The sequence below is a fragment of the Caballeronia pedi genome, assembly GCF_001544915.2.
Classification (GTDB): Bacteria; Pseudomonadota; Gammaproteobacteria; order Burkholderiales; family Burkholderiaceae; genus Caballeronia; species Caballeronia pedi.
In genome coordinates this window covers 103,382-127,700 of record NZ_FCOE02000022.1, presented here as the reverse complement: position 1 = coordinate 127,700, position 24,319 = coordinate 103,382, and the positions used below count along the sequence as shown (strand labels likewise).

At 62.1% G+C, this 24,319-nt stretch carries 18 protein-coding genes and 1 pseudogene; 3 read left to right on the top strand and 16 right to left on the bottom strand.

Going from position 1 to position 24,319, the window contains the following annotated elements; all coding sequences use genetic code 11:
• The 7 genes and pseudogenes from AWB80_RS43505 to edd form a co-directional block, all read right to left on the bottom strand.
• Window positions 1-3,947, bottom strand: a 3,947-nt coding sequence (locus tag AWB80_RS43505; protein WP_482764098.1) for a beta strand repeat-containing protein, incomplete at its 3' end; no start/stop codon positions are given.
• Between the two features lie 342 nt (window positions 3,948-4,289).
• A pseudogene (locus AWB80_RS45755) lies at window positions 4,290-4,382 on the bottom strand (ESPR domain-containing protein); the annotation flags it as partial.
• Between the two features lie 426 nt (window positions 4,383-4,808).
• Complete coding sequence (locus AWB80_RS27335) at window positions 4,809-5,936, bottom strand: DUF2827 domain-containing protein (RefSeq protein WP_061177791.1); 1,128 nt, start codon at window positions 5,934-5,936, stop codon at window positions 4,809-4,811.
• 46 nt (window positions 5,937-5,982) lie between these two features.
• Window positions 5,983-7,134 carry a DUF2827 domain-containing protein gene (locus AWB80_RS27330; RefSeq protein WP_061177790.1) on the bottom strand — a complete coding sequence of 384 codons (1,152 nt, stop codon included), beginning with the start codon at window positions 7,132-7,134 and terminating at the stop codon, window positions 5,983-5,985.
• A complete protein-coding gene (locus AWB80_RS27325) occupies window positions 7,131-8,291 on the bottom strand; it encodes a DUF2827 domain-containing protein (RefSeq protein WP_341866836.1) in 1,161 nt (386 codons plus the stop codon). The genes AWB80_RS27330 and AWB80_RS27325 overlap by 4 nt, the downstream gene beginning before the upstream one ends.
• A gap of 479 nt (window positions 8,292-8,770) precedes the next feature.
• On the bottom strand, window positions 8,771-9,403 hold the full coding sequence (gene eda, locus AWB80_RS27320; RefSeq protein WP_061177805.1) for a bifunctional 4-hydroxy-2-oxoglutarate aldolase/2-dehydro-3-deoxy-phosphogluconate aldolase: 633 nt from the start codon (window positions 9,401-9,403) through the stop codon (window positions 8,771-8,773).
• A 67-nt stretch (window positions 9,404-9,470) separates the two neighbouring features.
• On the bottom strand, window positions 9,471-11,420 hold the full coding sequence (gene edd, locus AWB80_RS27315) for a phosphogluconate dehydratase (protein WP_061177789.1): 1,950 nt from the start codon (window positions 11,418-11,420) through the stop codon (window positions 9,471-9,473).
• Window positions 11,421-11,716: 296 nt separating this feature from the next.
• On the opposite strand from edd, the gene AWB80_RS27310 reads away from it, so the two are divergent.
• A complete protein-coding gene (locus AWB80_RS27310; RefSeq protein ID WP_061177788.1) occupies window positions 11,717-12,556 on the top strand; it encodes a MurR/RpiR family transcriptional regulator in 840 nt (279 codons plus the stop codon).
• Window positions 12,557-12,640: 84 nt separating this feature from the next.
• Window positions 12,641-14,506, top strand: a complete 1,866-nt coding sequence (locus AWB80_RS27305; protein ID WP_061177787.1) for a hypothetical protein — start codon at window positions 12,641-12,643, stop codon at window positions 14,504-14,506.
• Here the strand turns inward: AWB80_RS27305 and AWB80_RS27300 are convergent.
• From AWB80_RS27300 to AWB80_RS27260, 9 genes are all read right to left on the bottom strand, one after another.
• On the bottom strand, window positions 14,493-14,909 hold the full coding sequence (locus AWB80_RS27300; protein ID WP_061177786.1) for a CopD family protein: 417 nt from the start codon (window positions 14,907-14,909) through the stop codon (window positions 14,493-14,495). The genes AWB80_RS27305 and AWB80_RS27300 overlap by 14 nt on opposite strands.
• 22 nt (window positions 14,910-14,931) lie before the next feature.
• Window positions 14,932-16,203, bottom strand: coding sequence for a glutamate-5-semialdehyde dehydrogenase (locus AWB80_RS27295; protein ID WP_061177804.1), 1,272 nt, complete (start codon window positions 16,201-16,203; stop codon window positions 14,932-14,934).
• A gap of 109 nt (window positions 16,204-16,312) precedes the next feature.
• Window positions 16,313-17,404 carry a DNA polymerase III subunit delta gene (holA, locus tag AWB80_RS27290; protein WP_061177785.1) on the bottom strand — a complete coding sequence of 364 codons (1,092 nt, stop codon included), beginning with the start codon at window positions 17,402-17,404 and terminating at the stop codon, window positions 16,313-16,315.
• Window positions 17,405-17,423: 19 nt separating this feature from the next.
• Window positions 17,424-18,017 (bottom strand): LPS-assembly lipoprotein LptE, encoded by a 594-nt coding sequence (locus AWB80_RS27285; protein ID WP_061177784.1) that lies wholly within the window; start codon window positions 18,015-18,017, stop codon window positions 17,424-17,426.
• Window positions 18,017-20,611, bottom strand: a complete 2,595-nt coding sequence (gene leuS / locus AWB80_RS27280) for a leucine--tRNA ligase (protein ID WP_061177783.1) — start codon at window positions 20,609-20,611, stop codon at window positions 18,017-18,019. Before leuS ends, AWB80_RS27285 begins: the two co-directional genes overlap by 1 nt.
• 193 nt (window positions 20,612-20,804) lie before the next feature.
• A complete protein-coding gene (locus AWB80_RS27275; RefSeq protein ID WP_061177782.1) occupies window positions 20,805-21,245 on the bottom strand; it encodes an ExbD/TolR family protein in 441 nt (146 codons plus the stop codon).
• A 12-nt stretch (window positions 21,246-21,257) separates the two neighbouring features.
• Window positions 21,258-21,923: a MotA/TolQ/ExbB proton channel family protein gene (locus tag AWB80_RS27270; RefSeq protein WP_061177781.1), complete on the bottom strand. Its 666-nt coding sequence runs from the start codon at window positions 21,921-21,923 to the stop codon at window positions 21,258-21,260.
• 15 nt (window positions 21,924-21,938) lie between these two features.
• Complete coding sequence (gene dapB, locus AWB80_RS27265) at window positions 21,939-22,736, bottom strand: 4-hydroxy-tetrahydrodipicolinate reductase (protein WP_061177780.1); 798 nt, start codon at window positions 22,734-22,736, stop codon at window positions 21,939-21,941.
• Between the two features lie 126 nt (window positions 22,737-22,862).
• A complete protein-coding gene (locus AWB80_RS27260) occupies window positions 22,863-23,663 on the bottom strand; it encodes an outer membrane protein assembly factor BamE (protein ID WP_061177779.1) in 801 nt (266 codons plus the stop codon).
• Between the two features lie 175 nt (window positions 23,664-23,838).
• On the opposite strand from AWB80_RS27260, the gene fur reads away from it, so the two are divergent.
• A complete protein-coding gene (gene fur, locus AWB80_RS27255) occupies window positions 23,839-24,267 on the top strand; it encodes a ferric iron uptake transcriptional regulator (RefSeq protein WP_035507641.1) in 429 nt (142 codons plus the stop codon).
• Window positions 24,268-24,319: the final 52 nt, after the last annotated feature.

The window sequence follows — 24,319 nt, the reverse complement described above, 5'->3', positions numbered from 1 at the left end:
GTGGACAGCGAGTTCACCGCCGTCGAGGTCGAGCTCGACAGCGTGCTCATGCCCGTGGACAGCGAGTTCACGCCAACGGAGAGCGAGCTCACGCCGCTCGACAGCGAGGCGATGCCCGTCGAGGTCGAGACCGACAGCGAGCTGATGCCCGTGGAGGTGGACGTCGACAGCGAGTTCAGACCCGTCGACAGTGAGCTGATGCCCGTGGAGGTGGACGTCGACAGTGAGTTCAGGCCCGTGGACAGCGAGCTGATGCCCGTGGAGGTCGACACCGACAGCGAGTTCAGGCCCGTGGACAGCGAGCTCACACCGGCGGAGAGCGAGCTCACGCCCGCCGACAGCGAGCTGATGCCCGTCGAGGTGGACGTCGACAGCGAGCTGAGGCCCGTGGACAGCGAACTGATACCCGTGGAGGCCGACACCGACAGCGAGTTCATCCCCGTCGACAGCGAGCTGATACCCGTCGAGGTCGAAGTCGACAGCGAGCTGATGCCCGTGGAGGTGGACGTCGACAGCGAATTCAGACCCGTCGACAGCGAGCTGATGCCCGTGGAGGTCGACACCGACAGCGAGTTCAGGCCCGTGGACAACGAGCTCACGCCTGCGGAGAGCGAGCTCACGCCGGCCGACAGCGAGTTGATGCCCGTGGAAGTCGACGCCGACAGCGAGCTCAAGCCCGAAGACAAGGAGGAAATGCCGGTCGACGCCGAGGTCGACAGCGAACTGAGACCGGTCGACAGCGAGTTGACGCTGGTCGAGGTCGAGACCGACAGCGAACTGAGACCCGTGGACAGCGAGCTTGCCGTCGTGGAGGTCGAGATGGAGAGGCTGTTCAGACCGCTGTTGGCCGTGCTGATGCCGGTCGAGAGCGAGTTGACGCTGCTCGACACTGTCACGGACAGCGACGAGATTACGTCGGCGCCCGCAGTCGACATTACCGTCGAGAGCGAGTTGAGTCCAGTCGACACGGAGGTCGACAGCGAGGTCAACTGGCCGAAGTTCACCGCATCCGGATTCGCCGTGCCGTCCGCCACGTTCGTCAGCTTCACCGCCGGCTTGCCCGAGCCGCCCAGCGTGACCTTCGAGTGCGTCGAATCGTCGTACATGACCGCGTCGTTGAGCACGGTCGAAAGACTGCCGACGGTGCTGTTCGTCGTGCTCAGACGTGTCGACAGGAGACCCAGGTTGCTGTTCGTCGTGCTCAGGCCGGTCGAAAGCGTGTTGACCGAACTCGAAAGCGAAGTGACGTTGCTGTTGGTCGTGCTGAGGCCGGTCGACAGACTGTTGACCGCGCTGTTCGCCGTGCTGAGACCCGTCGACAGCGAGTTGATGCCCGTCGACATCGACGTGGAAAGCGTAGCCTGGCTGGTCGAGAGGCTATCGACAGTGCTGTTGGTCGTGCTCAGGCCCGTCGACAGCGAACTCACGGCGCTGCCCGTCGTGCTCAGACCGGTGGAGAGCGAGTTGACCGTGGAGGACAGACTCGTGACCGTGCTGTTGGTTGTGCTCAGACCCGTGGAAAGGCTATCGACCTTGCTGCTGGTCGTGCTCAGGCCCGCGGACAGGCTGCTGACCGTGCTGTTGGTCGTGCTCAGCCCCGTCGAGAGGGTGGCGATACCGGTAGAGGCCGAAGTCGACAGCGTGCTGAGGCCCGACGACAGGCTGGTGACCTTGCTGTTGGTCGTGCTCAGACCCGTGGACAGACTGTCCACCTTGCTGCTCGTGGTGCTGAGGCCAGTTGACAGACTGCTGACCGCGCTGTTGGTTGTGCTCAGACCCGTCGACAGCGTGCTCACCGTGCTCGACAGCGTGTTCACCGTGCTGTTGGTCGTGCTCAGACCCGTCGACAGGCTGTCGACGTTGCTATTGGTCGTGCTCAGACCCGTCGACAATGAATCGACCTTGCTGCCGGCGGTGCTCAAACCGGTCGACAGGCTGTCGACCTTGCTGCTGGCCGTGCTCAGGCCGGTCGACAGCGAATTGATACCCGTCGAGGCAGACGTCGACAACGACGTCAGACCGGTGGAGAGCGAACTCACCGTGCTATTCGTCGTGCTCAGGCCCGTCGACAGGCTGTTGACCTTGCTCGTGGTCGAGCTGAGGCCAGTGGACAAACTGCTGACCGCGCTATTGGTCGTGCTCAGACCCGTCGACAGCGAACTGACGCTGCTCGACAGGCTGGCAACGTTGCTGTTCGTCGTGCTCAGACCGGTGGACAGGCTGTCGACCTTGCTGCTGGCCGTACTCACGCCGGTCGACAGCGAATCGACCGTGCTGTTGGTCGTGCTCAGCGCCGTGGACATGCTGTTCACGCCGGTCGACATCGAGCTCACCATGCTGTTCGTGGTGCTCAGACCGGTCGACAGGGAACTGACGGCGCTCTTCGTGGTGCTCAGGCCGGTGGACAGCGAACTCACCGTGCTGTTGGTCGTGCTGAGACCCGTCGACAAGCTGTTGACTGCGCTATTGGTCGAGCTCAGACCCGTCGACAACGAGTTGATGCCCGTGGACGCAGAGGTAGACAGCGACGTAAGGTCCGTGGACAAGCTCGTCACGGTGCTGCTGATCGTGCTCACGCCGGTCGAGAGCGAGTTCACCGTGGACGTGGTCGTGCTTAGGCCCGAGGAGAGGCTGTCTGCCTTGCTGTTGACCGTGCTCAGGCCCGTGGAGAGGCTGTCTGCCTTGCTATTGGCGGTGCTCAGGCCCGTGGAGAGGCTGCTGATGCCGCTGTTGGCAGTGCTCAGGCCGGCCGAGAGGGAGTTGACGCTTGTCGACACCGAAGACGACAACGTCGAGAGGCCACTCGACAAACTGGTGACGTTGCTATTGGTGGTGCTCAGGCCGGTGGACAGGCTGGATACCGCACTGTTGGTCGTGCTCAAGCCAGTCGACAGCGAGCTTACCGCGCTGTTAGTCGTGCTCAAGCCAGTCGACAGCGAGCTTACCGCATTGTTGGTCGTGCTCAAGCCAGTCGACAGCGAGCTTACTGCACTGTTGGTCGTGCTCAAGCCAGTCGACAGTGACGTTACCGCGCTGGTGGCCGTGCTCAGGCCGGAGGAAAGCGAACTTACCGCACTATTGGTCGTGCTCAGGCCAGACGAGAGCGAAGTTACCGCGCTATTGGCGGTGCTCAAGCCAGTCGAGAGACTCGTGACGGAACTGGTGACGGTGCTCAGGCCCGTGGAGAGACTGCTCACCGCGACGTTGGTGGTGCTCAGACCCGTGGATACGCTATTGACGGTCTCGTTCGTCGTGCTGACGACGCTCGAAAGACTGCCCACCGCGCTGGTGGTCGTACTGACGACCGTGGAGAGACTGTCAACCTTGCTCGACGTCGTGCTCAGACCGGTGGAGAGGCTGCTCACCGCGCTGTTCGTCGTGCTCAAACCGGTGGAAAGCGAATTGATCCCGGTGGAAACCGACGTGGACAACGTGCTCAAGCCTGTGGAGGCCGAGATCGAAAGAGAACTCAGGCTGGTGGAAAGGCTCGTTACCTTGCTGCTGGCGGTACTGACCGTGGTGGACAGCGAGTTTACCGTGGTCGACATCGACGTAACGGCGGTCGACATGGACGATACCGTAGTCGAAGTGTTCGTTGAAAGTGTGTTCCACGACGTCGACATCGAGTTGAGCGCGGTGGACGTGCTGGTCGAAAGGGAATTCAAGCCCGTGGACAGCGAACTCGCCGCGGTGGACATGCTCGTCGATGCGCCAGCCACGCCGGCCGACATGGAGCTGACCGCCGTGGACATAGAGGTGAAGCCGTACGTGATGGTCGAGACCATCGTGCTCACGGAACCGGAGAGCGCAGTCGAGACAGAGAACAACTGCCCGCCGGTCACAGCCTCGGCGCTGCCAGAAGCAATGCTTCCGTTCGCCACGTTGCTCAGCGCTACGTTACCGAACGAAATTGTGCTGGCATTGAACACAATTTTGCTTGACTTCATGTTGATATTTCCATCGGCGCCGATGGTCATGAGGGTAGTACCCCCCTGAGTGCCAGCTTGAATTACGACGCCATTGAAATTTCCGCCAGTGTAAGTCGGCGCGCAATCGACAGGACCGGTAGTACCCGCGCTACCGAAGCCGTTTGCGGTCCCATTCGTGCAGACCGCGAAACTGGGCGACGTGGTCTCGGCCATGGCGTTCGGACCGCCGAATAGCATCGCAACCGAAGCGCCAACACCGGCGGCCGTGCGTAGCGCGACTTTCGGGCCAGCGCTCTTGTCATGGCGTGCGCTTGCATCAAAAGCTTCCTGACCACCTTCCGGGTCGCATACCGCGCCGCCAGAACTCTTCTTGCCACGCGCCATCGCGGTCTCAGCGACCGCGACAAACGTCCCTACCTTCTCATTCCAGATACTGCGGTATGACTTATTCATAAACCGGATTGACCCACAAAAAACGATCGTCTTTTACAAAACAAAAAAAGGAAGCACCTTTGACCACGGCAGAGAATATTCGGGAGCGCCACCTCAATGAAGCGGACATGTCCTAAATTCAATGAAACCGCAGAAGCCGTTAAGAAATTCACGAAAAATATATTTTTCGGAAAAATCCCATTGATATAATTTATTTAGTCATCCTAATTTTCTTAGAAGGAATTTTTTGGATACTTTTTGACGCATCCTCGTCTTGACACCTCGGATTTTCGAAGAGTCTGCTCCTACGCGTGCTCGTTTGTTACGCGTTCAACCAATCAAACGTCAACCGGGCACAGCCGCGGAAAGCACAAATGCGCCATGTCTGATCATCCGATCAGACATGGCGCTTGACTAACCTCAAATGGAAATGCCGAAAACGTCGTTTCAGCGCAACGGCTTCTTGATAAGCGCGTCGAGCAGTCCGGCATAGCCGCCGACCAATTCAGCGTTATCCGGCAGATACCGAGCAATCAGCGCACGCTGTTTATCCCGATATTGCGCAAGCTGCGAATCGTGCTGATCAATGGCCTCGACGACCCGCCGCGCGCCTTCGTTCACGTTGTTGTCACGATAGTAGTAACCGAGATCCGTGCACAACGTAGCGTTGTGAACCAGCGGATACCCCTGCCAGCACACTTCCAGGTAGAAGTAGTTCAGCGGATTTTCCCACTGATGCGACACGATGATGTCCGTGTTCTCGGCCAGAAACGTGGGCGTGTCGAAGCGGCCAAGAAACACCGCCTTGTGATTCCGAACGATGTCGAGCTGGTTCATCAACGCAATGAACTCCCTGCACTCCGTGGCGAGGTGCTGCGCGTTCGTGACCTGAAGCAACTGGATGTCGTTCGGGCGCTCGCGATAGGCCATTTCCGCGATCATCGCCGGATAGAGACAGAATTTCACGACATTGATGTTCGGCTCCATCACGCTCAGGCGACGCGGGCCCGCTTTCGGCTGATATTCACCCGAATGCGGCAAGGATGCGCTGCGTGCGTCGAGGAACATCGGGCTCCAGATGAACGGCACGACCTGCGCCGTCTGGCGACGCATCACCTCGAAGTACGGCGCGCTGATGTTCGCGACCTGCGGGATCATCCAGATGTCGTCGTAACGCTGGTTCACGAACAGGTTGTCGCCGAAGCTCGGTCTGTTGAACAGAATCGACTCCATCGTGTGGACGTATTCGAAACCGCAACAATACGAGACGAGGCGCGCGCCACGCTGTTTCAGATACTCCGTGGCGTCCGGGCTGATCTGGCCGCCGAGTTCGATCAGCACGTCGATGTTGTCTTTCGCGCCATCGAAAGTGACGGTGGGCCAGCGCTCCAGGTCCCACGGCAATTGTTTCGTGATTGCCACGTGCGTCGTATTGACTAGCACGACGCTCTCGACATTCGGACAGTTCTTAAGCGCTTCAGCGAGAAAGACCGCGTTCTGCTTGATACCGTTGTTCCACAGCGTTTCGGCCTCGTGAAACAGACCGATGGTGATGCCAATTCTCAGCTTCTTCATTCCAAGTAACTCCATTGCCTCGCGGCAAAATTCCTCAACCTCGCGCTTACGCCCTCGCGTAGACAGCCTCGATCGCCTCTGTATAGGTCCGCACGTTCTCTTCGTTTTCCGGGTCGAGCGTGTGAAGGAATTTCTTCGCGGTCGAGCGGTAACTCTCGAGATTGGCGTCATGCTCAGCGAAGGCGCGAAGCAACGCGCGACCGCCTTCTTCGCAATCGAAATCGTGATAGCGGTAGCCGCAATCGCCGATCAGATGCGAGTTGTGGATCAGCGGATAGCCGCCGTGCAGCGCCTCGTAGTACACATAATTCTGCGGGTTTTCCCACTGGTGACTGACCACTGCATCGACAGAAGCCGGCACGATCTGCGCGAACGGGAACCGCCCTTCGAAGTTGCCGAGCCCGTGCTTCACGTAATCGAGGCTCTGCGCGAAGCCGGCGAACGCCGCGTGATCCTTCAGCTTGAACGTGTTGTACGCCCATACGCGTTCGAGCATGTCCGGATTCTCGCGATGCGCCGCGTCGCAGGCGAGCATCGGGATGTAGCTCGTCTTCACCATGCAGACGTTCGGCTCGAAAATGCCCACGCGCCAGCGGCGACGGCCCGGCTGATAGCCGAATTTCTGACCGTTCGGCAGCTTCGCGGCTTCGCGGTCGAGCACGACCGGACTCCACAGATGCGGCATGAGCTTGACCGGCGCGCGAAACAGCGTTTCGAAATACGGCTTGCAGCTGACTTCGTATTCCGGCAGCGTCCAGACTTCATCGTAAGGCGCGCCCGAAACGAGCAGCGCGTGCTGAAGGTTGAACACCATGCGTTCGATGTCGATGACGTAGTCGTTGCCCACGCGCATCGTAATGATCTTGCCGCCGCGCTCACGGAACTTCACCGACCACTCTTTGTTGAGTTGCGCGCTCATTTCGATCATGACGTCGAGTTTCGTCTGGGCCGTTTCCATGTCGATGAGCGGCACCGGCGAATCCGAAAGAAAGCGCTTGGCGTCTTCGGGACCGCCGTCGCCGCCGCCCGTCACCAGATAGGTCGACTTCACGCGCGGCGAGCGCATCAGCAACATCACGAGATAAAGACAATTCTGAAAAATGCCGTTTTCCCAAAGCGATTGCTCGCCCTTGCGGATGTAGATGGAAACGCCGACATTGATCCGCTCCGGCATGCGGGATTTGCTTTGCATGTTCATACGCCTACCTCGAGCTTGCTTCCCTGGCAAAGGTTGATCAACCGGTCTGCGAAGGCATCCAGGTTTGCTTGATTGAAAGGATTCACCGAATCGATCACGCGCTGCGCACCTGCGCGGTATGCATCGAGATTGCTGTCGTGTTCACGGAAGGCGCGCAGCAGTTGGCGTCCGCCCTCTTGCGCGTCGAAGCCCGGGAAAAAGTAGCCCGCGTCCTTGAGCCACGGCGAGTTGTGAATCAGCGGATAACCGCCGTAGAGCACATCGAGATAAAGATAATTCTGATCGTTGCCCCATTGATGCGACACCACGGCATCGGCGTATTGCGCCATGAAGCCGGCGATGTCGTTACGGCCATGGAACGTCGCCTTGGAATCCTTCACGATATCCAGCGAGTTTGCCATGTACATGAGCGTCGGGTGATCCTTCATGTGCATTGAATTGAGCACATGCATGGCCGAGACGCTCGAACGATCTGCGCGATACGCTTCCTCGCAGACGAGCATCGGAATGCTCGATGTTTTCACCACCGAAATATTCGGCTCGAACATTGCAACGCGGAAACCCTGCGGCTGGATGGCCGGCTGAGCCGACGCGTTCGCGCGGCGCTCATAGCCGTAACGCAAACCGTGTTCTTCCACTTCCGCGATGCGCTGTTGGACGAACTGCGGATGCCAGATGAACGGAATGAGATGAACCGGGCAGCGATGCAGCGTGCGCATCATCGGGACGGACAGACGGTCCTTCGACATCAGCCAGACCTGGTCGTAACGGTCGGGACGCATCACATGAACGGGCTTGTCGAAGACCGGCGACTCGACGAGCCCAACGTAAGGCTGGCCGCAGCAGTAGTAGGCGACTTTCTTGCCACGGGCGCGCATGAGGTCGAGCCATTGCGTGTCGAGCGCACCGCCCATTTCGAAGATGACGTCGACGGCATCGGTCGCATCCGGAATGCGCATGATGCGCAAACCCTTCGACGCGGCGTCGACTTGCGGCGGCAATGCGTTCTGGTCGCCTACGTCGATCAGCGAAACGCTCTCGACGAATGGAAGCTTCTGAAGCGCTTCCGCCAAAAAGATCACGTTCTGGCCCAGGCCGTTTTGCCAGATGTTTTGGCCTTGATGCGTGACGACTGAAATTCCGACTCGAATGGTCATCGGATTGGCATCCTGAAAAAAGACGAAACTACGCTCTTGGAAAAAGAGGTTCCGCGGTAACTTGGTCGCGGCGGCCCGCAAGGACTGAAGCAGCGGGCGGCGTGGCGTTGCTGGACTCATGCAGCAGCGGCGGAAGTAAGGAGCCTTTGCGCAAGACGCGCCGAAATTTCCTAGTTGAAACGCTTCCGCGCCTTTAAATATATCGGGGAACTTCTGAAGCCTAAATATATAGAACTAGCGGTGAAATTCCCAGCACATCCGGGATAATTGAGAGCAGTCTTATCTGAGTCTTAATTGAAGCGCAAATCGTCTTAATCGCTGTGATTTTTGAAATTCGAATTAATCTGATTCACAAAGCGAAAGAATGGTCGCCCAAGCAGAAGCGACAGCAGAGCAGATGAGCCGACAGGGACTGAAAGCAAAAAAGCGCGTCCGACCGCTCACACGGTCGCGACGCGCCTTCTGGTACAACAACAACCTTACTGGTGCGGCGCCAACTCGCTCGCGGCACGGGCGAGACGGGTGACTTCCTCCCAGTTCTGCGCGGCAAGCGCCGCCTTCGGCGTCAGCCAGGAGCCGCCGACACACACCACATTCGGCTGAGCGAGAAAGTTGGTTGCGGTCTCAGCCGTGATCCCGCCCGTCGGACAGAATTTCAGATTAGGGAACGGTCCGTAGAACGCCTGCAGCATCGGAATGCCGCCCGCCTGTTGCGCCGGGAAAAACTTGACGATTTCATAGCCCAGCTCCATCGCGGCGATGATATCGCTGGGCGTCATCACGCCCGGCAGCAGCGGCAAGCCGGCATCCTGCGCGGCCTTGTGCATGTCCTTCGTGAGACCGGGCGACACCCCAAACTGCGCGCCCGCCTTCTTCGCCTGCGCGCAATGCTCGGGTTTCGTGATGGTGCCGACGCCGACAACGATATCGTCCGCCAACTGGCTCGCGCGCTCGATCGCGCCGATGCCTGCCGGCGTGCGCAGCGTGATTTCCAGCACCTTCACACCGCCCGCATGCAGCGCGCGCGACACATGTTCACCTTGCTCGACCGTTTCGAACGCCAGCACCGGAATCACCGGGCCCAGACGCACGATTTCGCTTACCGATTTCATTTGATGCGACTCCTGTTTTTGATGCGGCGCCATTCGATCTGTCCGCGGGTTCTCGACGTTGCGAGGTTCAATGATGCGTGGCGTGCGCCTTGTTCAGCGCCGATGCCGCGGCGCGCGCGTTGTCGCGCAGCGGATTTTTCTCATGCGAGGCCGCCGCACCGTTCGCCCCGTCGTGCGCGGACGTCGCGCCAATGAGCGCGCCGAACACCGACGCTCCCTCTTCCGCCGGCAGCGCTGCGCTACGGAATACGCCGAACAGTTCGCGTCCGAATCCTGCTTCGTTGTCCGCCTGATAGAGCGGCGCCTGCACTTCCCGCGAAGCCCACTCGTTCGCATCGATTTCGATGTCGAGCACGCCGGCGGGCGCGTCGATCACGAGCATGTCGCCGGTGCGGACCTTGCCGAGCGGTCCTTGCAACAGCGCCTCGGGCGACACGTGAATGACCGCCGGCACCTTGCCCGACGCGCCCGACATGCGCCCGTCCGTGACCAGCGCGACGTGGAAGCCCTGATCCTGCAGCACGCCGAGCAGCGGCGTCAAACGATGCAACTCGGGCATGCCGTTTGCCCGCGCGCCCTGAAAGCGCACCACGGCGACGAAATCGCGCTTCAGCTCGCCCTTGTCGAACGCTTCCTGCACTTCTTCCTGCGAATTGAACACGATGGCCGGCGCCTTCACCACGCGATGATCCGGCGCGACCGCCGAAATCTTGATGACGCCGCGCCCGAGCTTGCCCTGCATCAACCGCAACCCGCCGTCCGGCTGGAACGGCTCGCCGATGCCACGCAGCACCTTGGTGTCATGGCTTTCGGGTGCGCCGTCGACCCATTGCAGCTTGCCGTCGATGAGCTTCGGCTCCTTCGTGTAGTGCGACAGCCCCTTGCCGGCGACCGTCTGCACGTCTTCGTGCAACAAGCCGCCTTCGAGCAGATTGCGCACGAGGAACGCGACGCCGCCCGCCGCGTGAAAATGGTTCACGTCGGCCTTGCCGTTCGGGTAGATTTTCGCGAGCAGCGGCACCACTTGCGAAAGCTCGTCGAAATCGTTCCAGTCGATCACGATGCCCGCCGCCCGCGCGATCGCCACGAGATGCAGCGTGTGGTTGGTCGAGCCGCCCGTCGCCAGCAGCGCGACGATGCCGTTTACGATCGCCTTTTCATCGACGACATGCCCGATCGGCGTGTAGTTGCCGCGTTCCAGCGTGATATCGAGCACGCGACGCGCGGCCTCGGCCGTGAGCGCGTCGCGCAGGGGCGTGTGCGGGTGGACGAACGCCGCGCTCGGCAGATGCAGCCCCATCACTTCCATGAGCATCTGGTTGCTGTTGGCCGTGCCGTAGAACGTGCAGGTGCCGTGGCCGTGATATGCCGCCGACTCCGCTTCGAGCAACGCGCCGCGATCGCATTTTCCGGTCGCGAATTCCTGACGCACCTTGGCCTTGTCGTCATTGGTGAGGCCGCTCGTCATCGGGCCGGCGGGCACGAAAATGGTCGGCAAATGGCCGAATTGCAACGCGCCGATAGCGAGCCCCGGCACGATCTTGTCGCAGATACCGAGGCACAGCGCCGCGTCGAACATGTTGTGCGTGAGCGCGACGGCCGTACTCATCGCGATGACTTCGCGCGAAAAGAGCGACAGCTCCATGCCGGCGTTGCCCTGCGTGATGCCGTCGCACATGGCGGGCACGCCGCCCGCGAATTGCGCGATGCCGCCGTGCTCGCGCGCCGCCTGCTTGATGATGTCCGGAAAGCTCTTGTACGGCGCGTGCGCGGACAGCATCTCGTTATAGGACGAGACGATGCCGATGTTCGGCTCGCGAATCGCCTTGATCGCTATCTTTTCCTCGCCTTCAAGTCCGGCGAAGCCATGCGCCAGATTCGCGCACGAAAGCGCGCCGCGCGCCGGAAACTTGCCGTGCGCGGCGTCGATGCGCGCCAGGTATGCGGAACGCGTCGGCTTGCTGCGTTCGATGATGCGGTCGGTGACTTTTTTGAGTTGCGAATGCGGGGAAACCATCGAAGCTCCTTCGTCTTACGCCCGGCGCGCCTGCCGTCGACGTTGGGTGGAATGTTGCAGGGAACGGCGTTCGAATCGTCGTGCGATATTGCCGTGTTCGCGATATTAGTAGAAAAACTACACGCTGACAACGAACATTCGCTGCGATATTTTAAGTGACCACATGAATCGAAACACTTACGCAGAAACGATCTACGGGATTTCCCTTAGATTGCGACGGTAAATTTTGTAGTATTTGTACATGATCGATCTTCGGCTATAGTCCCAAGCAATTTTCAGCATAGGCGAGATTTCCGATGTTGCTGTCCCAAGTCGAAACGAAGCGCGAGCAACTGCGGCCGTCCGAGCGCAAGCTGGCCGATTACGTGCTCGAAGCACCGCGCGAGGTACTCGACCTGTCGATGACCGATTTCGCGGCGCGTGCCGGTGTCAGTCAGCCGACCATCGCGCGGTTCTGCCAGGCGCTCGGCTTTTCGGGCTTCCGGGAATTCAAGATTCGCCTGGCTCAAAACATAGCAGCGGACGTTCCCACCGTTTATCGCGACGTGCGCACGGACGAGCCGCCTGCGGGCGTGGCGGCCAAAGTGCTCGACCGGACCATCGGCGCGCTGATCGCCGTGCGCAATACGCTGTCGTCGGACAGCGTCGCTGCGGCCATCGCGATCCTGGCCGAGGCGCGTCGCATCGAGTTCTACGGCGCGGGCGGATCGGGCATCGCCGCGCTCGACATGCAGCACAAATTTTTTCGATTGGGCGTGCCGTCTGTCGCATACTCCGATCCGCATACGTACACCACTTCTGCCGCGCTGCTCGGCGCGGGCGACGTCGTCGTAGCGATTTCCAACACTGGGCGCACCAAAGACATTCTCGACGCGTGCAGATCGGCGTTGAACGGCGGCGCGAAGGTCATCGCGATCACGCACGGCCACTCGCCGCTCGCGCGCATGGCGACGGTCGGATTGTTCGCAAATGTCGATGAAGACACCGACATTTTTTCGCCGATGACATCGCGCGTGTCGCATCTCGCGATCGGCGACATTCTGGCGGTCGGACTGGCGCTGGCCCGCGGACCCGCGCTGGCGGACAAACTTGCCGAAGCGAAGGACGTGCTGGAAGGACGGCGGGTGGGAGCGTAAGCGGCAGAGGCGGCGTCACCGTCGGATAAGCGGCGATCGATGGCCTATGCTGTCCTTATTTCCGTTCGCTTATCTGGGTCGCAAATGAGCAGTTCCTTCTCCGTCGAACGCTTCGAATCCTGCTGCCATGGCGCAAAGCCGGATGAAGCCATCGCGCAGCTTTCCGAACTCAATGCCGTGCTTCGCGAGCAACCATTCACTGATCCGCTGACTCTGATGGCGCCTTCCGGGGCATGGCCACGTCCCAGCAGAGAGGCGTCGCTCGAACGCTTCACCGCTCGCATGGCGGCGGCCATCACCGGTCTTCTCGGCAATACCGAATTTACGCTCACAGAGGCGCAGTTAGCCCGCTTATCAGGCTCTCGCTCACTCATCCAGCATTTGCTCGGCGCTGCCCCCCTCAAAAATGCGGATCATGTCGCGCGCAGGTACCTTCCTGCTGTCGCAGAAGACGGGACCGTTCAACTCCCGTTTCCCGACGCGGTAAAAAGGCTCAGCATTCTGTGCAACTCCGAAACGCAGTTGCCCCTCGACTACCCCGCGTGCATGCGCGCGGACCCCGTTCCCACGCTCAACCTGGCCATCGCGACTGCCGGTGAGATGCTTCCCGGCAGCGCCGATGCGCACCGCAATCGCGAAACACTGCTTGATTGGCTCGACAGGACGCTCGACGAACAGAGCGATCTCCGGGACATCGAGATGAAGGGCTTGTTGGAACTCTACATGCATTGCACGTATGCCGAGATCGAACACCGGCACGCGATCAAACGGAGCATCAACAAGCTCGTGCGCAAGGCGCTTGCGAGCAGCGGACTGGCCGATCTGAATCCGGACCTCACCGCTCCGCAACGCGCCAGCCGGGCGCGACCGCTCATGCTCGTCGTGCTGGAAGCTTTCACGGACGGCCATTCGATCATGCGCACGCATTCCCGCACGCTGCTCGCCGCGCGCGCCCACTTCGACATCGTGGCGATGTGTCGAGCGGACGCAATCGGTACTCTCGGGCGCGAGGTCTTCACGCGAGTGATCGACTTGCCTGACGATCTGGGCTTTGTCGGCGAGCTCACCGCGATTCGCGAATTCGCGGAGGCGGAATGCCCCGACGTTCTCTACATGCCGAGCGTTGGCATGTCGCTATTGTCAATCTTTGTGTCCAACATGCGCCTGGCGCCGCTACAGATCGCAGGGTTGGGCCATCCCGCCACGACGCACTCCGAGTGCATCGACTATGTCAGCGTCGAGGACGACTACGTCGGCGATCCGGCGTGCTTCAGCGAGGCGCTTCTCAGGCTTCCCAAAGATGGCCAACCCTATCGGCCTTCGGCGCTTATGGAAGCAATCGCGCCCCGGAAGAAGAAGGTGGCAGGACGAGTCAATATCGGAATCGCGGCGAGCCTGATGAAACTCTCTCCCAGCTTTCTGGAGGCGTGCCGGCAGATATCCGCGCGCAGCAAGGCTCCGGTCCACTTCCATTTTCTGACGAGTGGCGGCAATGCTGTCACGCTGCTGCATCTGGCGAAAGTGGCCGGACAGGCGATGGTCAAGAAAAACGGCACGGTCATGCCCACCCAGTCCTATATGGACTACGTGAACTATCTCAACGACATGGACATGTTCCTGAGTCCATTCCCCTTCGGCAACACGAACGGCATCGTGGACGCGTTTTCGGTCGGGTTGCCGGGCATCTGCAAGACAGGCCGCGAAGTGTTCGAGCGCATCGACGGCGCGATGTTCATGCGCGCCTATATGCCCGGCTGGATGGTCGCGGAGACTGCGGAGGAATACATCGAAGCCGCCGTGCGACTCGCGAACAATCACGACGAGCGTGAATCGCTGCGCCGCTACATGCTCGAAAAGAACGTCGTGCAGCGCTTCTTCGAAGGGCGTCCGGAAGTTTTCGGCGAAATGGTGCTCGATCTCGTCAAAGAGCAACGCCTCAAAACGGCTTGATCACCACGAGCAAGGTCGTGCCGAGCAAGCCCAGCACCGGCAGCTCGTTGAACATCCGATACCACTTGTCCGAGCGCTTGTTCTCGCCACGTTGAAAGGTGTGCAGCAAGCGCCCGCAATACGCGTGATACACGATGATCAACGCGACGATCGTGAGCTTCGCATGCAACCATCCCTGCCCCGCGCCGATCCCGACGACGAGCCACAGCCACAGCCCGCACGCGAGCGCGGGCACCGCGATGAACGTCATGAACCGGAACAGCTTGCGCGCCATCAGCAGCAGTCGCGCGGTGGCCGCCGGATCGGTTTCCATCGCGAGATTCACGAAAATGCGCGGCAGATAAAAAAGCCCCGCGAACCACGAGGCCACCAGCACGATATGCAGCGATTTGATCCAGAGCATCGTTGTTCTTGTCGACTCGTGCTTATTGACGCACTTCGCCGCGCCCCAGCACGACGTATTTGAGCGATGTCAGCCCTTCGAGGCCGACCGGGCCGCGCGCGTGCAGCTTGTCGTTCGAAATGCCGATTTCCGCGCCGAGGCCGAATTCGAAGCCATCGGCGAAGCGCGTCGAGGCGTTGACCATTACGCTCGCCGAATCCACTTCGCGCAGGAAGCGCATCGCGCGGTCGTGATCTTCGGTGCAGATTGCGTCGGTGTGATGCGAGCCGTAGCGATTGATATGCTCGATCGCTTCGTCCAGATCGCCGACGATCTTGATCGCGAGCACCGGCGCGAGATATTCCGTGCTCCAGTCTTCCACGGTCGCATCGACGAGTCCGCCGATCTTCGACGCTTCGAGCACGGCGCGCGCTTCGGCGTCCACGCGCAGTTCGACTTCCTTCGCCTGAAACGCGCGCGCGAGTTGCGGCAAGGCTTGCTGCGCGATGCCGCGCGCGACGAGCAGCGTTTCCATCGTGTTGCAGGTGCCGTAACGATGCGTCTTCGCGTTGTCGCAGATCACCGACGCCTTCGCCAGATCCGCGCGATCGTCCACGTACACGTGACAGATGCCGTCGAGGTGCTTGATCATCGGCACGCGTGATTCTTCCATCAGGCGCGCGATCAGGCTCTTGCCGCCGCGCGGCACGATCACGTCGACGAACTCGGTCATCGTGATGAGCTTGCCGACCGCCGCGCGGTCCGCCGTCTCGACGACCTGCACTGCGTCCTGCGGCAATCCGGCCGCTTCCAGCCCGACCCCGATCAGCTTCGCGAGCGCTGTATTGCATTCGAGCGCTTCGGAGCCGCCGCGCAGAATGGTCGCGTTGCCGGATTTGAGGCACAGCGCGGCCGCGTCGATGGTCACGTTCGGCCGCGATTCGTAGATGATGCCGATCACACCGAGCGGCACGCGCATCTGCCCGACCTGAATGCCGCTCGGACGAAACTTGAGGCCACTGATCTCGCCGATCGGATCGGCCAGCGTGGCCACCTGCCGCAAGCCTTCGACCATCGTGTTCAGCGCCTTGTCGGAGAGCGTCAGGCGGTCGATGAAGGCGGCGTCGTGGCCTTTTTCGCGCGCGCGGGCAAGATCGCGTCCGTTCGCTTGCTTGAGCGATTCGCGCTCGCGTTCGATGGCGTCCGCCACCGCGTGCAGCGCCGCATTCTTCGCCGCCGTCGACGCCCGCGCCATCGCGCGCGACGCCGCACGGGCGCGGCGGCCGAGGTCGGTCATGTATTGATCGATGTTCATCGTGGATCTCATCCGTGTTCCGCTTTCCTGAGCCGCCTGCATGGCCGAAGCGTCGATGCGTTCATTCTAAGCCGTTGCACGAATTGCAACAGCACGTGACAGAAGCGTTCTAGCGACGCGGTCGTGGCGCTGGCGGCGCCTGCGCCGGCTTGCCGCCGTGCGCGACCGCCATCGCCAGTTCGAACATGCCGGCCCACGGGTCCGGCGGCGGCTCACTGCCGCGCTTGCCCGTGCTGCCCGAAAGCCCCTTCACCTGCCGGTCGAGCCGCGCCGCGAGCGACAGCGCCTTTTCGAGCGCTTCGTCCGTCACGCGCGAGAGCGCCGGACCGATCAGCCGTTCACGCGGACCCCAGACGCGGTTCTCGCGCAACAGCGTGGCGAGCGGCTTGCCAGAAGCGACACCGCGCTTGATGCGCAACAGCGTGCGCACCTCTTCGACGAGCGCCCACAGCACGAGCACCGCGGCTTCGCCTTCGCCCTTCAGGCCGTCGAGCATGCGCGCGAGGCGGCCGACATCGCCCGTCAGCATCGCCTCGTTGAGCTTGAACACGTCGTAGCGCGCGACGTTCAGCACCGCGTCGTGGATCTGCTCGAACGTGAGCACGCCCTCGGGATACAACAGCCCGAGCTTCTGAATTTCCTGATGCGCGGCGAGCAGATTCCCTTCCACCCGTTCGGCGATGAACGACAGCGCGCGCCGACCTTCCTCGCCGGGCGCGACGCGCTGACCTTGCTGCGCGAGCCGCTGGCCGACCCACATCGGCAATTGCGCGCGTTCGATCGGATCGATCTTCAGCGCGACGCCCGCGCCGGTCAACGCCGTGAACCAGCCCGACTTCTGCGTCGCACCATCCACACGCGGCAGCGTGACGAGCGTCACGACATCGGGGTTATCGGCGCCGGCGAGCGTCTTCAGCGCTTCCGCGCCTTCCTTGCCCGGCTTGCCGGTGGGAATGCGCAGTTCGATCAGCTGACGGTCGCCGAACAGCGACATCGATTGCGTCGCGCCGATGAGCCCGCTCCAGTCGAAGCCACGCTCGACGGTAAATACCGCGCGGTCCGTGAAGCCGCCCGCGCGCGCCGCGGCCCGGATGCGGTCGCACGCCTCCTGCGCGAGCAGATGCTCGTCGCCGTAGACGACGTACAGACCCTTCAGGCCTTTCGCGAGGTGCGCTTCGAGCGCGTCGAGCTTCAGTTGCATGATGCTGGCGAGCGCGCGATCAGAGCGGCGGCACCGGCAGCGGCGCGCGCGGCGAGACGCCCGGTGTCTGTTCGCCCGGCGCCGGATGCAGCGAGCGCACCGTCGCGAGACGGCGCGTCAACTGATCGACTGCGTCGTTGCGCATGTCGTTGTAGAGCAGTGTTGCTTCCTGGCCCTTTGCGAGCGTGTATTGATCGCTATAGGTCATCGAGCGGTTCAACACGATCGCGCTCGGCGGAATCAGCAGCGTGCCATCGGCGCCTGTCAGCGAATAGTTCACGTTGTAGACGAGCTCGTACTCCTGCACGACGCCCTGCGCATTCAGGCTCAGTGTGCGCAATCCCTGACCTTCCGACAGCGTGAGCGTCGCGTCCGGCTTCTCGTAAGGCTTGACGATCACCGTGTCGCTGCCGCCCTGAACCATGCGCTCGAGGCGCGCGACCATCTGCGGCACGCCGCCCGTGATCGCGAGCCGCTTGAACGCGTAGTCCTGCTGGCCGCGTAGCTGGAAGCCGCAGGCGGACAGCATCGCCGCGCCGCCGAGGAGCGTGAGAAACGAGCGCCTGCTCGTGCTGACTTTGCCGGTCACATCGACTCCCATGGTTGTGCGCATCAGACGACCACGTTGACGAGACGCCCCGGCACCACGATCACCTTCTTCGGCGCGCGTCCTTCCGCGAACTTCTCGAACATTTCGTGCGCGACCGCCGCCTTTTCGATGGCTTCGCGCGATGCATCCTTCGCGACCGTCAGCGCGCCGCGCACCTTGCCGTTGACCTGCAGCACGAGTTCGATCTCCGATTGCTCGAGCGCGGCTTCGTCCACATTCGGCCAAGGCGCGTCGAGCAGCGGGCCGAATTCCTTCTCGTAGCCGAGTTCCGACCACAACTGGAACGTGACGTGCGGCACCACCGGATACAGCACGCGCAGCAACACGCCGAAGGTTTCGTTAAGCGCGCCGGCGCCCGCGCTCTTCGCGCCGTCGACCGCGTTGAGCATCTTCATCGCGGCGGAGACGACCGTGTTGTACTGCAGGCGGCCGTAGTCGAAATCGGCCTGCTTGAGCACCGTGTAAATTTCGCGACGCAGCGTCTTGTCCGCGTCGTTGAGCGTCGAGGCGTCGAGCTTCGCGTGCTGGCGCAGCGCGTCGGCGTTGTCGTGCGCGAAGTGCCACACGCGGCGCAGGAAGCGGCTCGCGCCTTCCACGCCCGCGCCCGACCATTCGAGCGACTGCTCAGGCGGCGCCGCGAACATCACGAACAGACGCGCGGTATCCGCGCCGTACTGGTCGATCAGCGTCTGCGGATCGACGCCATTGTTCTTCGACTTCGACATCTTTTCGACGCCGCCGAGCACGACCGGCTGACCGTCCGCATTCAGCGTGGCGCCACTCGGACGGCCCTTGTCATCGTGCGCGACGGTGACGTCGAGCGGGTTGTACCAGGTCTTCTTGCCGGCCGCGTCTTCCCGATAAAACGTTTCGTTCAGCACCATGCCCTGCGTGAGCAGGTTCTTCGCCGGCTCGCCGAACTTGATGAGGCCCATGTCGCGCATGACCTTGGTCCAGAAGCGCGAATACAAAAGGTGCAGAATCGCGTGTTCGATACCGCCGATGTACTGATCCATCGGCATCCAGTAATCGGTGCGTTCGTCGACCATCGTGCTCGCGTCCGGCGCGCTGTAGCGCGAGAAGTACCAGGACGAATCGACGAAAGTGTCCATCGTGTCGGTTTCGCGCTTCGCCGCCGCGCCGCACTTCGGGCACGCGCAGTTCAGGAACGCTTCGGACTTGGCGAGCGGATTGCCCGAGCCGTCCGGCACGAGGTCTTCCGGCAGCACGACGGGCAGATCCTTCTCCGGCACCGGCACGTCGCCGCAGTTCGGGCAATGGATGATCGGAATCGGCGTGCCCCAGTAGCGCTGGCGCGAAATGCCCCAGTCGCGCAGACGCCAGGTGACCTGCTTGTCGCCGAGGTCCTTCGCCTTGAGATCGGCGGCGATCGCGTCGATGGCTTCCTCGGTGGTCATGCAGTCGTACTTGCCGCTATTGATGAGGCGGCCGGCGGTCTTGTCGCCGTACCACTCTTCCCACGCGTCGGTCGAATAGGTCTTGTCAGCGACGTCGATCACCTGATTGATCGGCAAGCCGTACTTCTTCGCGAACGCGAAATCGCGCTCGTCGTGCGACGGCACGCCCATCACCGCGCCTTCGCCGTAGGACATCAGCACGTAATTGCCGATCCACACCTCGACCTGCGCGCCCGTCAGCGGATGCGTGACGAAGAAGCCCGTGGGCACGCCCTTCTTTTCCATCGTGGCGACATCGGCTTCCGCCACGCCGCCGCGCTTGCATTCGTCGATGAAGGCCTGCAGATCCGCGTTGTCGCGCGCGAGGCGCGTGGCGAGCGGATGCTCCGCTGCGACCGCTGCGAAGGTCACGCCCATGATCGTGTCGGCGCGCGTGGTGAACACGCGCAGCAACTTCGCTTCGCCGTCGATTTCATACGGGAAGCCGAAATTCACGCCGAAGCTCTTGCCGATCCAGTTCTGCTGCATGATCTTGACGCGCTCGGGCCAGCCGAGGCCTTCGAGATCGTCGAGCAACTGGTCCGCGTAATCGGTGATGCGCAGGTAGTACATCGGAATTTCGCGCTTTTCGACGAGCGCGCCCGAGCGCCAGCCGCGCCCGTCGATGACCTGCTCGTTCGCGAGCACGGTCTGGTCGACCGGGTCCCAGTTCACCGTGCCGGTCTTCTTGTACGCGATGCCCTTTTCCAGCATCTTCAGGAACAGCCACTGGTTCCACTTGTAGTACTCGGGCGAGCAGGTGGCGACTTCGCGCGACCAGTCGATGGCGAGGCCCATCGACTGCATCTGCTTCTTCATGTACGCGATGTTCTCGTACGTCCACTTCGCCGGCGGCACGTTGTTCGCCATCGCCGCGTTCTCGGCGGGCATGCCGAACGCGTCCCAGCCCATCGGCATCAGCGTGTTGTGACCGTTCATGCGCAGATAGCGGTACATCACGTCGTTGATGGTGTAGTTGCGCACGTGCCCCATGTGCAGCTTGCCCGACGGATACGGCAGCATCGAGACGCAATAGAACTTGGGCTTGGCCGACGTCTCGGTCGTCCGGTAGACGTCGTTCGCGCGCCAGTTGCTCTGCGCGGCGGATTCGACGTCGGCGGGTACGTATTTATCGTGCATGGTGTGGTTTGGCTTTCGGCAAATGCTGGGAACGGACTTTGGAACCAGCCGCTACTGATCTGGGCGACGAGTCCAGGCGCTGCGGCATTGCTGACACGGCGCGGCGTCGGAATTCGGGCCTGCTGACTTCTGCACGGCCCGCCGAACGGGGAAAAACGCGATTATACCGTTCGATGCGCGGCAACTCGCGCGCTTATCGCGCGGGCGCTTGCGCCTGCGGCCGCGCCGGCTGGGTGACGAAGCCGATGCGCTCGAGCCCCGCCTGCTGCGCCGCGCCCATCACCTGCGCGATGACCTCGTAGCGCGTCGCGCTCGACGCCCGCAAATGCAGCTCGGGTTTTTGCGCCGTCTTGCCGGCATCGGCGAAGCGCGCGCGCATCTGTTCGAAGCTGACGGGCGTGTCGTTCCAGAAGAGTTTGCCGGCGTCGTCGATGGAAAGCGTGACGGTCTGCGGCGTCTCACGCGCGGGCTGCGACGCAACTTTCGGCAAATCCAGCCGGATCGCGTGCGTGAACAGCGGCGCGGTGATGATGAAGATGACGAGCAGCACGAGCATGACGTCGATGAGCGGCGTCATGTTGATATCCGCCATCGGCGCGCCGTTGGGCTTCTTGTCGAGTCCGCCGAAGGCCATCGTCGCGCGCTCCTACTCGGACGGGCCGCAGACGAACGTGTGCAGATCGTGCGCGAAGCCGTCGAGCTCCTCGGAAATCTGCCGCACGTAGCGGCCGAGCACGTTATACGCGAGCACGGCGGGAATCGCGACGACCAGCCCGAACGCCGTCATGATGAGCGCCTCGCCGACCGGCCCGGCGACGTTTTCGATCATCGCCTGCCCGCTCGACGCGATGCTGCCGAGCGCGTGATAAATGCCCCAAACGGTGCCGAGCAGGCCGACGAACGGCGCCGTGCTGCCCACCGATGCGAGCAGAACCTGGCCGAATTCGAGCCTGCGTTGCGAACGCAGCATGGCCTCGCGCAGCGCGCGCAAGACCCGCTCGCTGCGCTCGACGCGCGCAAGCATTGCACCGGGCATGTCGGTTTCGGACGCGTGCCACGCGGCTTCGGCGAGCGGCAGGAAAACGCGCTCGCGATCCGCGCTGCGTAGCGCACTGATGCCGTCTTTCAGATTCGCTGCCTGCCAGAAGCGCTGCAAGGCGCGTGGCCCTTGCCATTTGGCGTGCGCGAGAATCCACGCCTTCACGAGCAGGGAGCACCAGCTCGCGAGCGACATCGCGAGCAGCACGCCCGCGACCGCATGCGTGACGGCGTCGCCGGATTGCAGATAGTGAATGACGCCAGTCGCTGCCATCGTCGAGATAAACGATCAGCGCAGGCCGAGCACGTCCTGCATGTCGAAGAAGCCTTTGTCGTGTCCTTGCAGGAAATGCGCGGCGCGCAGCGCGCCTTGCGCATAGGACAGACGGCTCGCCGACTTGTGCGTGATCTCGATGCGCTCGCCGATGCCCGCGAAGAGCACCGTGTGATCGCCGACGATATCGCCGCCGCGAATCGCGGAGAAGCCGATAGTCGACGGATCGCGCTCGCCCGTCACGCCTTCGCGCGCATAGACGGCGCAGTCCTTCAGATCGCGGCCGAGCGCCTTGGCGATCACTTCGCCCATGCCGAGCGCGGTGCCCGACGGCGCATCGACCTTATGCCGGTGATGCGCCTCGATGATCTCGATGTCGTATCCGGTGGCGAAGTGCTTCGCGGCGAATTCGAGCAGCTTCATCGTGACATTCACGCCGACGCTCATGTTCGGCGCGAACACCACGCCGATCTTCTCGCCCGCCTGCTTCAGTTGCGCCTTCTGCTCGTCCGAGAACCCAGTCGTGCCGATGATCATCTTCACGTCGTGGCGCAACGCGGCTTCGAGGTGCGTCATCGTGCCTTCGGGGCGCGTGAAGTCGATCAGATAGTCGGCATCGGCGAACACACGCTCGATGTCGTCGGTCAGCAGCACGCCCGTGGTCTTGCCGAGAAACGCGCCCGCATCCTGCCCGAGTTGCGGCACGCCGGGCCGGTCGAGCGCGCCGGCGAGTTGCGCTTCGGAATCGTTGAGAACGGTTTCGATCAGCATCCGGCCCATGCGGCCCGATGCCCCGGCAATGGCGATCTTCATGGCAGTCTCGTATTGAATCTGAATCGCGCGCGCGACGCGCGATGGATGATGCGGATGGGCTGGCCGGATGAAGCGACGCCAGGTCGAAACGCCTGGCGCGGCCTCATCCGCAAACGGCTGAACTGCTTACTGACTTTGCTGCGGCAGATAGAACTGCGCCTGACCGCCCGCATTGGCCGGCGTGGGCGACGAGCCCGCCGGGCCCACCGCGCTGCTGTCCGGAATGTTGATGGTCTGCGGCCGGCGCTTCAGTTGAATCTGCGAGTTGCTGCCGCTCTGGCCGCTCGAACCGGGCGCGCCGCCCGCTGTCTGCGGCACGTTCGCGCGCACCGACGACTGCGTGCGGCCTGTCGGCATGTCGACCTGCGACGTGGCGCGATTGGCGGCCTGTGCGGCTTCCTGATTGGCGTCGCCCGCGAACGCGGCTGCGGTGTTCGGCTGCGTGGACGGCTCGCCGACCGGCGCGGTCACTGCAGCCGTCGACGCCACCGGCGCCGATGCCGCCGTGGGCGCCACCGGCTTCGCGACCTTGATGCCCTTGTCGCCGTCGATCTCCGCGAGCAGTTCGAGGTTCGACGGCAGATTCTCGCCGCCCGACCAGCTCACGACGCGATCGCTCGCGAAGTTCACGACGAAGTCACGCTGCTGCACGATCGACGTCGACCCGCGCTTGAAATAGAACACATAGTCCCAGCGATCGGCGTGGAACATGTCGCTCAGAAGCGGCGTGCCCAGAAGCTGCTTGACCTGATCGCGCGACATGCCGACCTGCATCTGATTCGCTGCTTCCTGCGAAACGAAATTGCCTTGCACGACCGTGATCCGATACGGCGTGATGCTTTGCGCGATCTTCTGCGTAACGCTGTCGTACGCCGAGCAGCCGGCGAGCAATGCGGCCAAGGTTGCTGCGATCACGATTCCCCGCATGCGACGGCTCTCCCTGCAATTCGATAAAGATTTGACGAACATTTCACCTTTCACGCGAGGCGCTCCGAGGTCGCGCTCTTTTCATCCGATTCGCCTTGCATCCGCGCGGGATGTCGGGAATCGGAAAAACGCATTACTATGAGAACCTTGAATTGTACTCTAGGGATGCCTAGCCATGACCAATCCCGCCGATCTCAAAAATATCGGGCTCAAGGCGACCCTGCCCCGCCTCAAAATCCTCGAAATTTTTCAGCATAGTCCGGTGCGCCATCTGACCGCTGAAGACGTGTATCGCAGCTTGTTGAACGAAGAGCTCGATATCGGTCTCGCGACGGTGTATCGCGTGCTCACGCAGTTCGAGCAGGCCGGCCTGCTGTCGCGTAGCAATTTCGAATCGGGCAAGGCCGTCTTCGAGCTCAACGAGGGATCGCACCACGATCACCTCGTGTGCATCGACTGCGGCCGCGTCGAAGAGTTTTTCGATGCGGAGATCGAACGCCGTCAGCAATCGATCGCGAAGGATCGCGGCTTCAAGCTCCACGAGCATGCGCTCGCGCTGTACGGCGCATGCACGAAGGAAAACTGCCCGCATCGCAAGCACTGAGTTTCGAGCGCCGGCTTCGCGGCGCGCGGAAATGAAAACCGCCGTCCATCTC

Bases quoted from the DNA above. Each gene is read 5' to 3' on its own strand.
- AWB80_RS27300 (WP_061177786.1), bottom strand. From the start codon at position 14,909: ATGCTCTGGATCAAATCGCTGCATATCGTGCTGGTGGCCTCGTGGTTC.
- AWB80_RS27310 (WP_061177788.1), top strand. From the start codon at position 11,717: ATGTTGCTGTCCCAAGTCGAAACGAAGCGCGAGCAACTGCGGCCGTCC.
- AWB80_RS27285 (WP_061177784.1), bottom strand. From the start codon at position 18,017: ATGCGCACAACCATGGGAGTCGATGTGACCGGCAAAGTCAGCACGAGC.
- AWB80_RS27270 (WP_061177781.1), bottom strand. From the start codon at position 21,923: ATGGCAGCGACTGGCGTCATTCACTATCTGCAATCCGGCGACGCCGTC.
- AWB80_RS27330 (WP_061177790.1), bottom strand. From the start codon at position 7,134: ATGAACATGCAAAGCAAATCCCGCATGCCGGAGCGGATCAATGTCGGC.
- AWB80_RS27260 (WP_061177779.1), bottom strand. From the start codon at position 23,663: ATGCGGGGAATCGTGATCGCAGCAACCTTGGCCGCATTGCTCGCCGGC.
- eda (WP_061177805.1), bottom strand. From the start codon at position 9,403: ATGAAATCGGTAAGCGAAATCGTGCGTCTGGGCCCGGTGATTCCGGTG.
- AWB80_RS27275 (WP_061177782.1), bottom strand. From the start codon at position 21,245: ATGGCCTTCGGCGGACTCGACAAGAAGCCCAACGGCGCGCCGATGGCG.
- AWB80_RS27305 (WP_061177787.1), top strand. From the start codon at position 12,641: ATGAGCAGTTCCTTCTCCGTCGAACGCTTCGAATCCTGCTGCCATGGC.
- AWB80_RS27295 (WP_061177804.1), bottom strand. From the start codon at position 16,203: ATGAACATCGATCAATACATGACCGACCTCGGCCGCCGCGCCCGTGCG.
- AWB80_RS27335 (WP_061177791.1), bottom strand. From the start codon at position 5,936: ATGAAGAAGCTGAGAATTGGCATCACCATCGGTCTGTTTCACGAGGCC.
- fur (WP_035507641.1), top strand. From the start codon at position 23,839: ATGACCAATCCCGCCGATCTCAAAAATATCGGGCTCAAGGCGACCCTG.
- edd (WP_061177789.1), bottom strand. From the start codon at position 11,420: ATGGTTTCCCCGCATTCGCAACTCAAAAAAGTCACCGACCGCATCATC.
- AWB80_RS27325 (WP_341866836.1), bottom strand. From the start codon at position 8,291: ATGACCATTCGAGTCGGAATTTCAGTCGTCACGCATCAAGGCCAAAAC.
- holA (WP_061177785.1), bottom strand. From the start codon at position 17,404: ATGCAACTGAAGCTCGACGCGCTCGAAGCGCACCTCGCGAAAGGCCTG.
- leuS (WP_061177783.1), bottom strand. From the start codon at position 20,611: ATGCACGATAAATACGTACCCGCCGACGTCGAATCCGCCGCGCAGAGC.
- dapB (WP_061177780.1), bottom strand. From the start codon at position 22,736: ATGAAGATCGCCATTGCCGGGGCATCGGGCCGCATGGGCCGGATGCTG.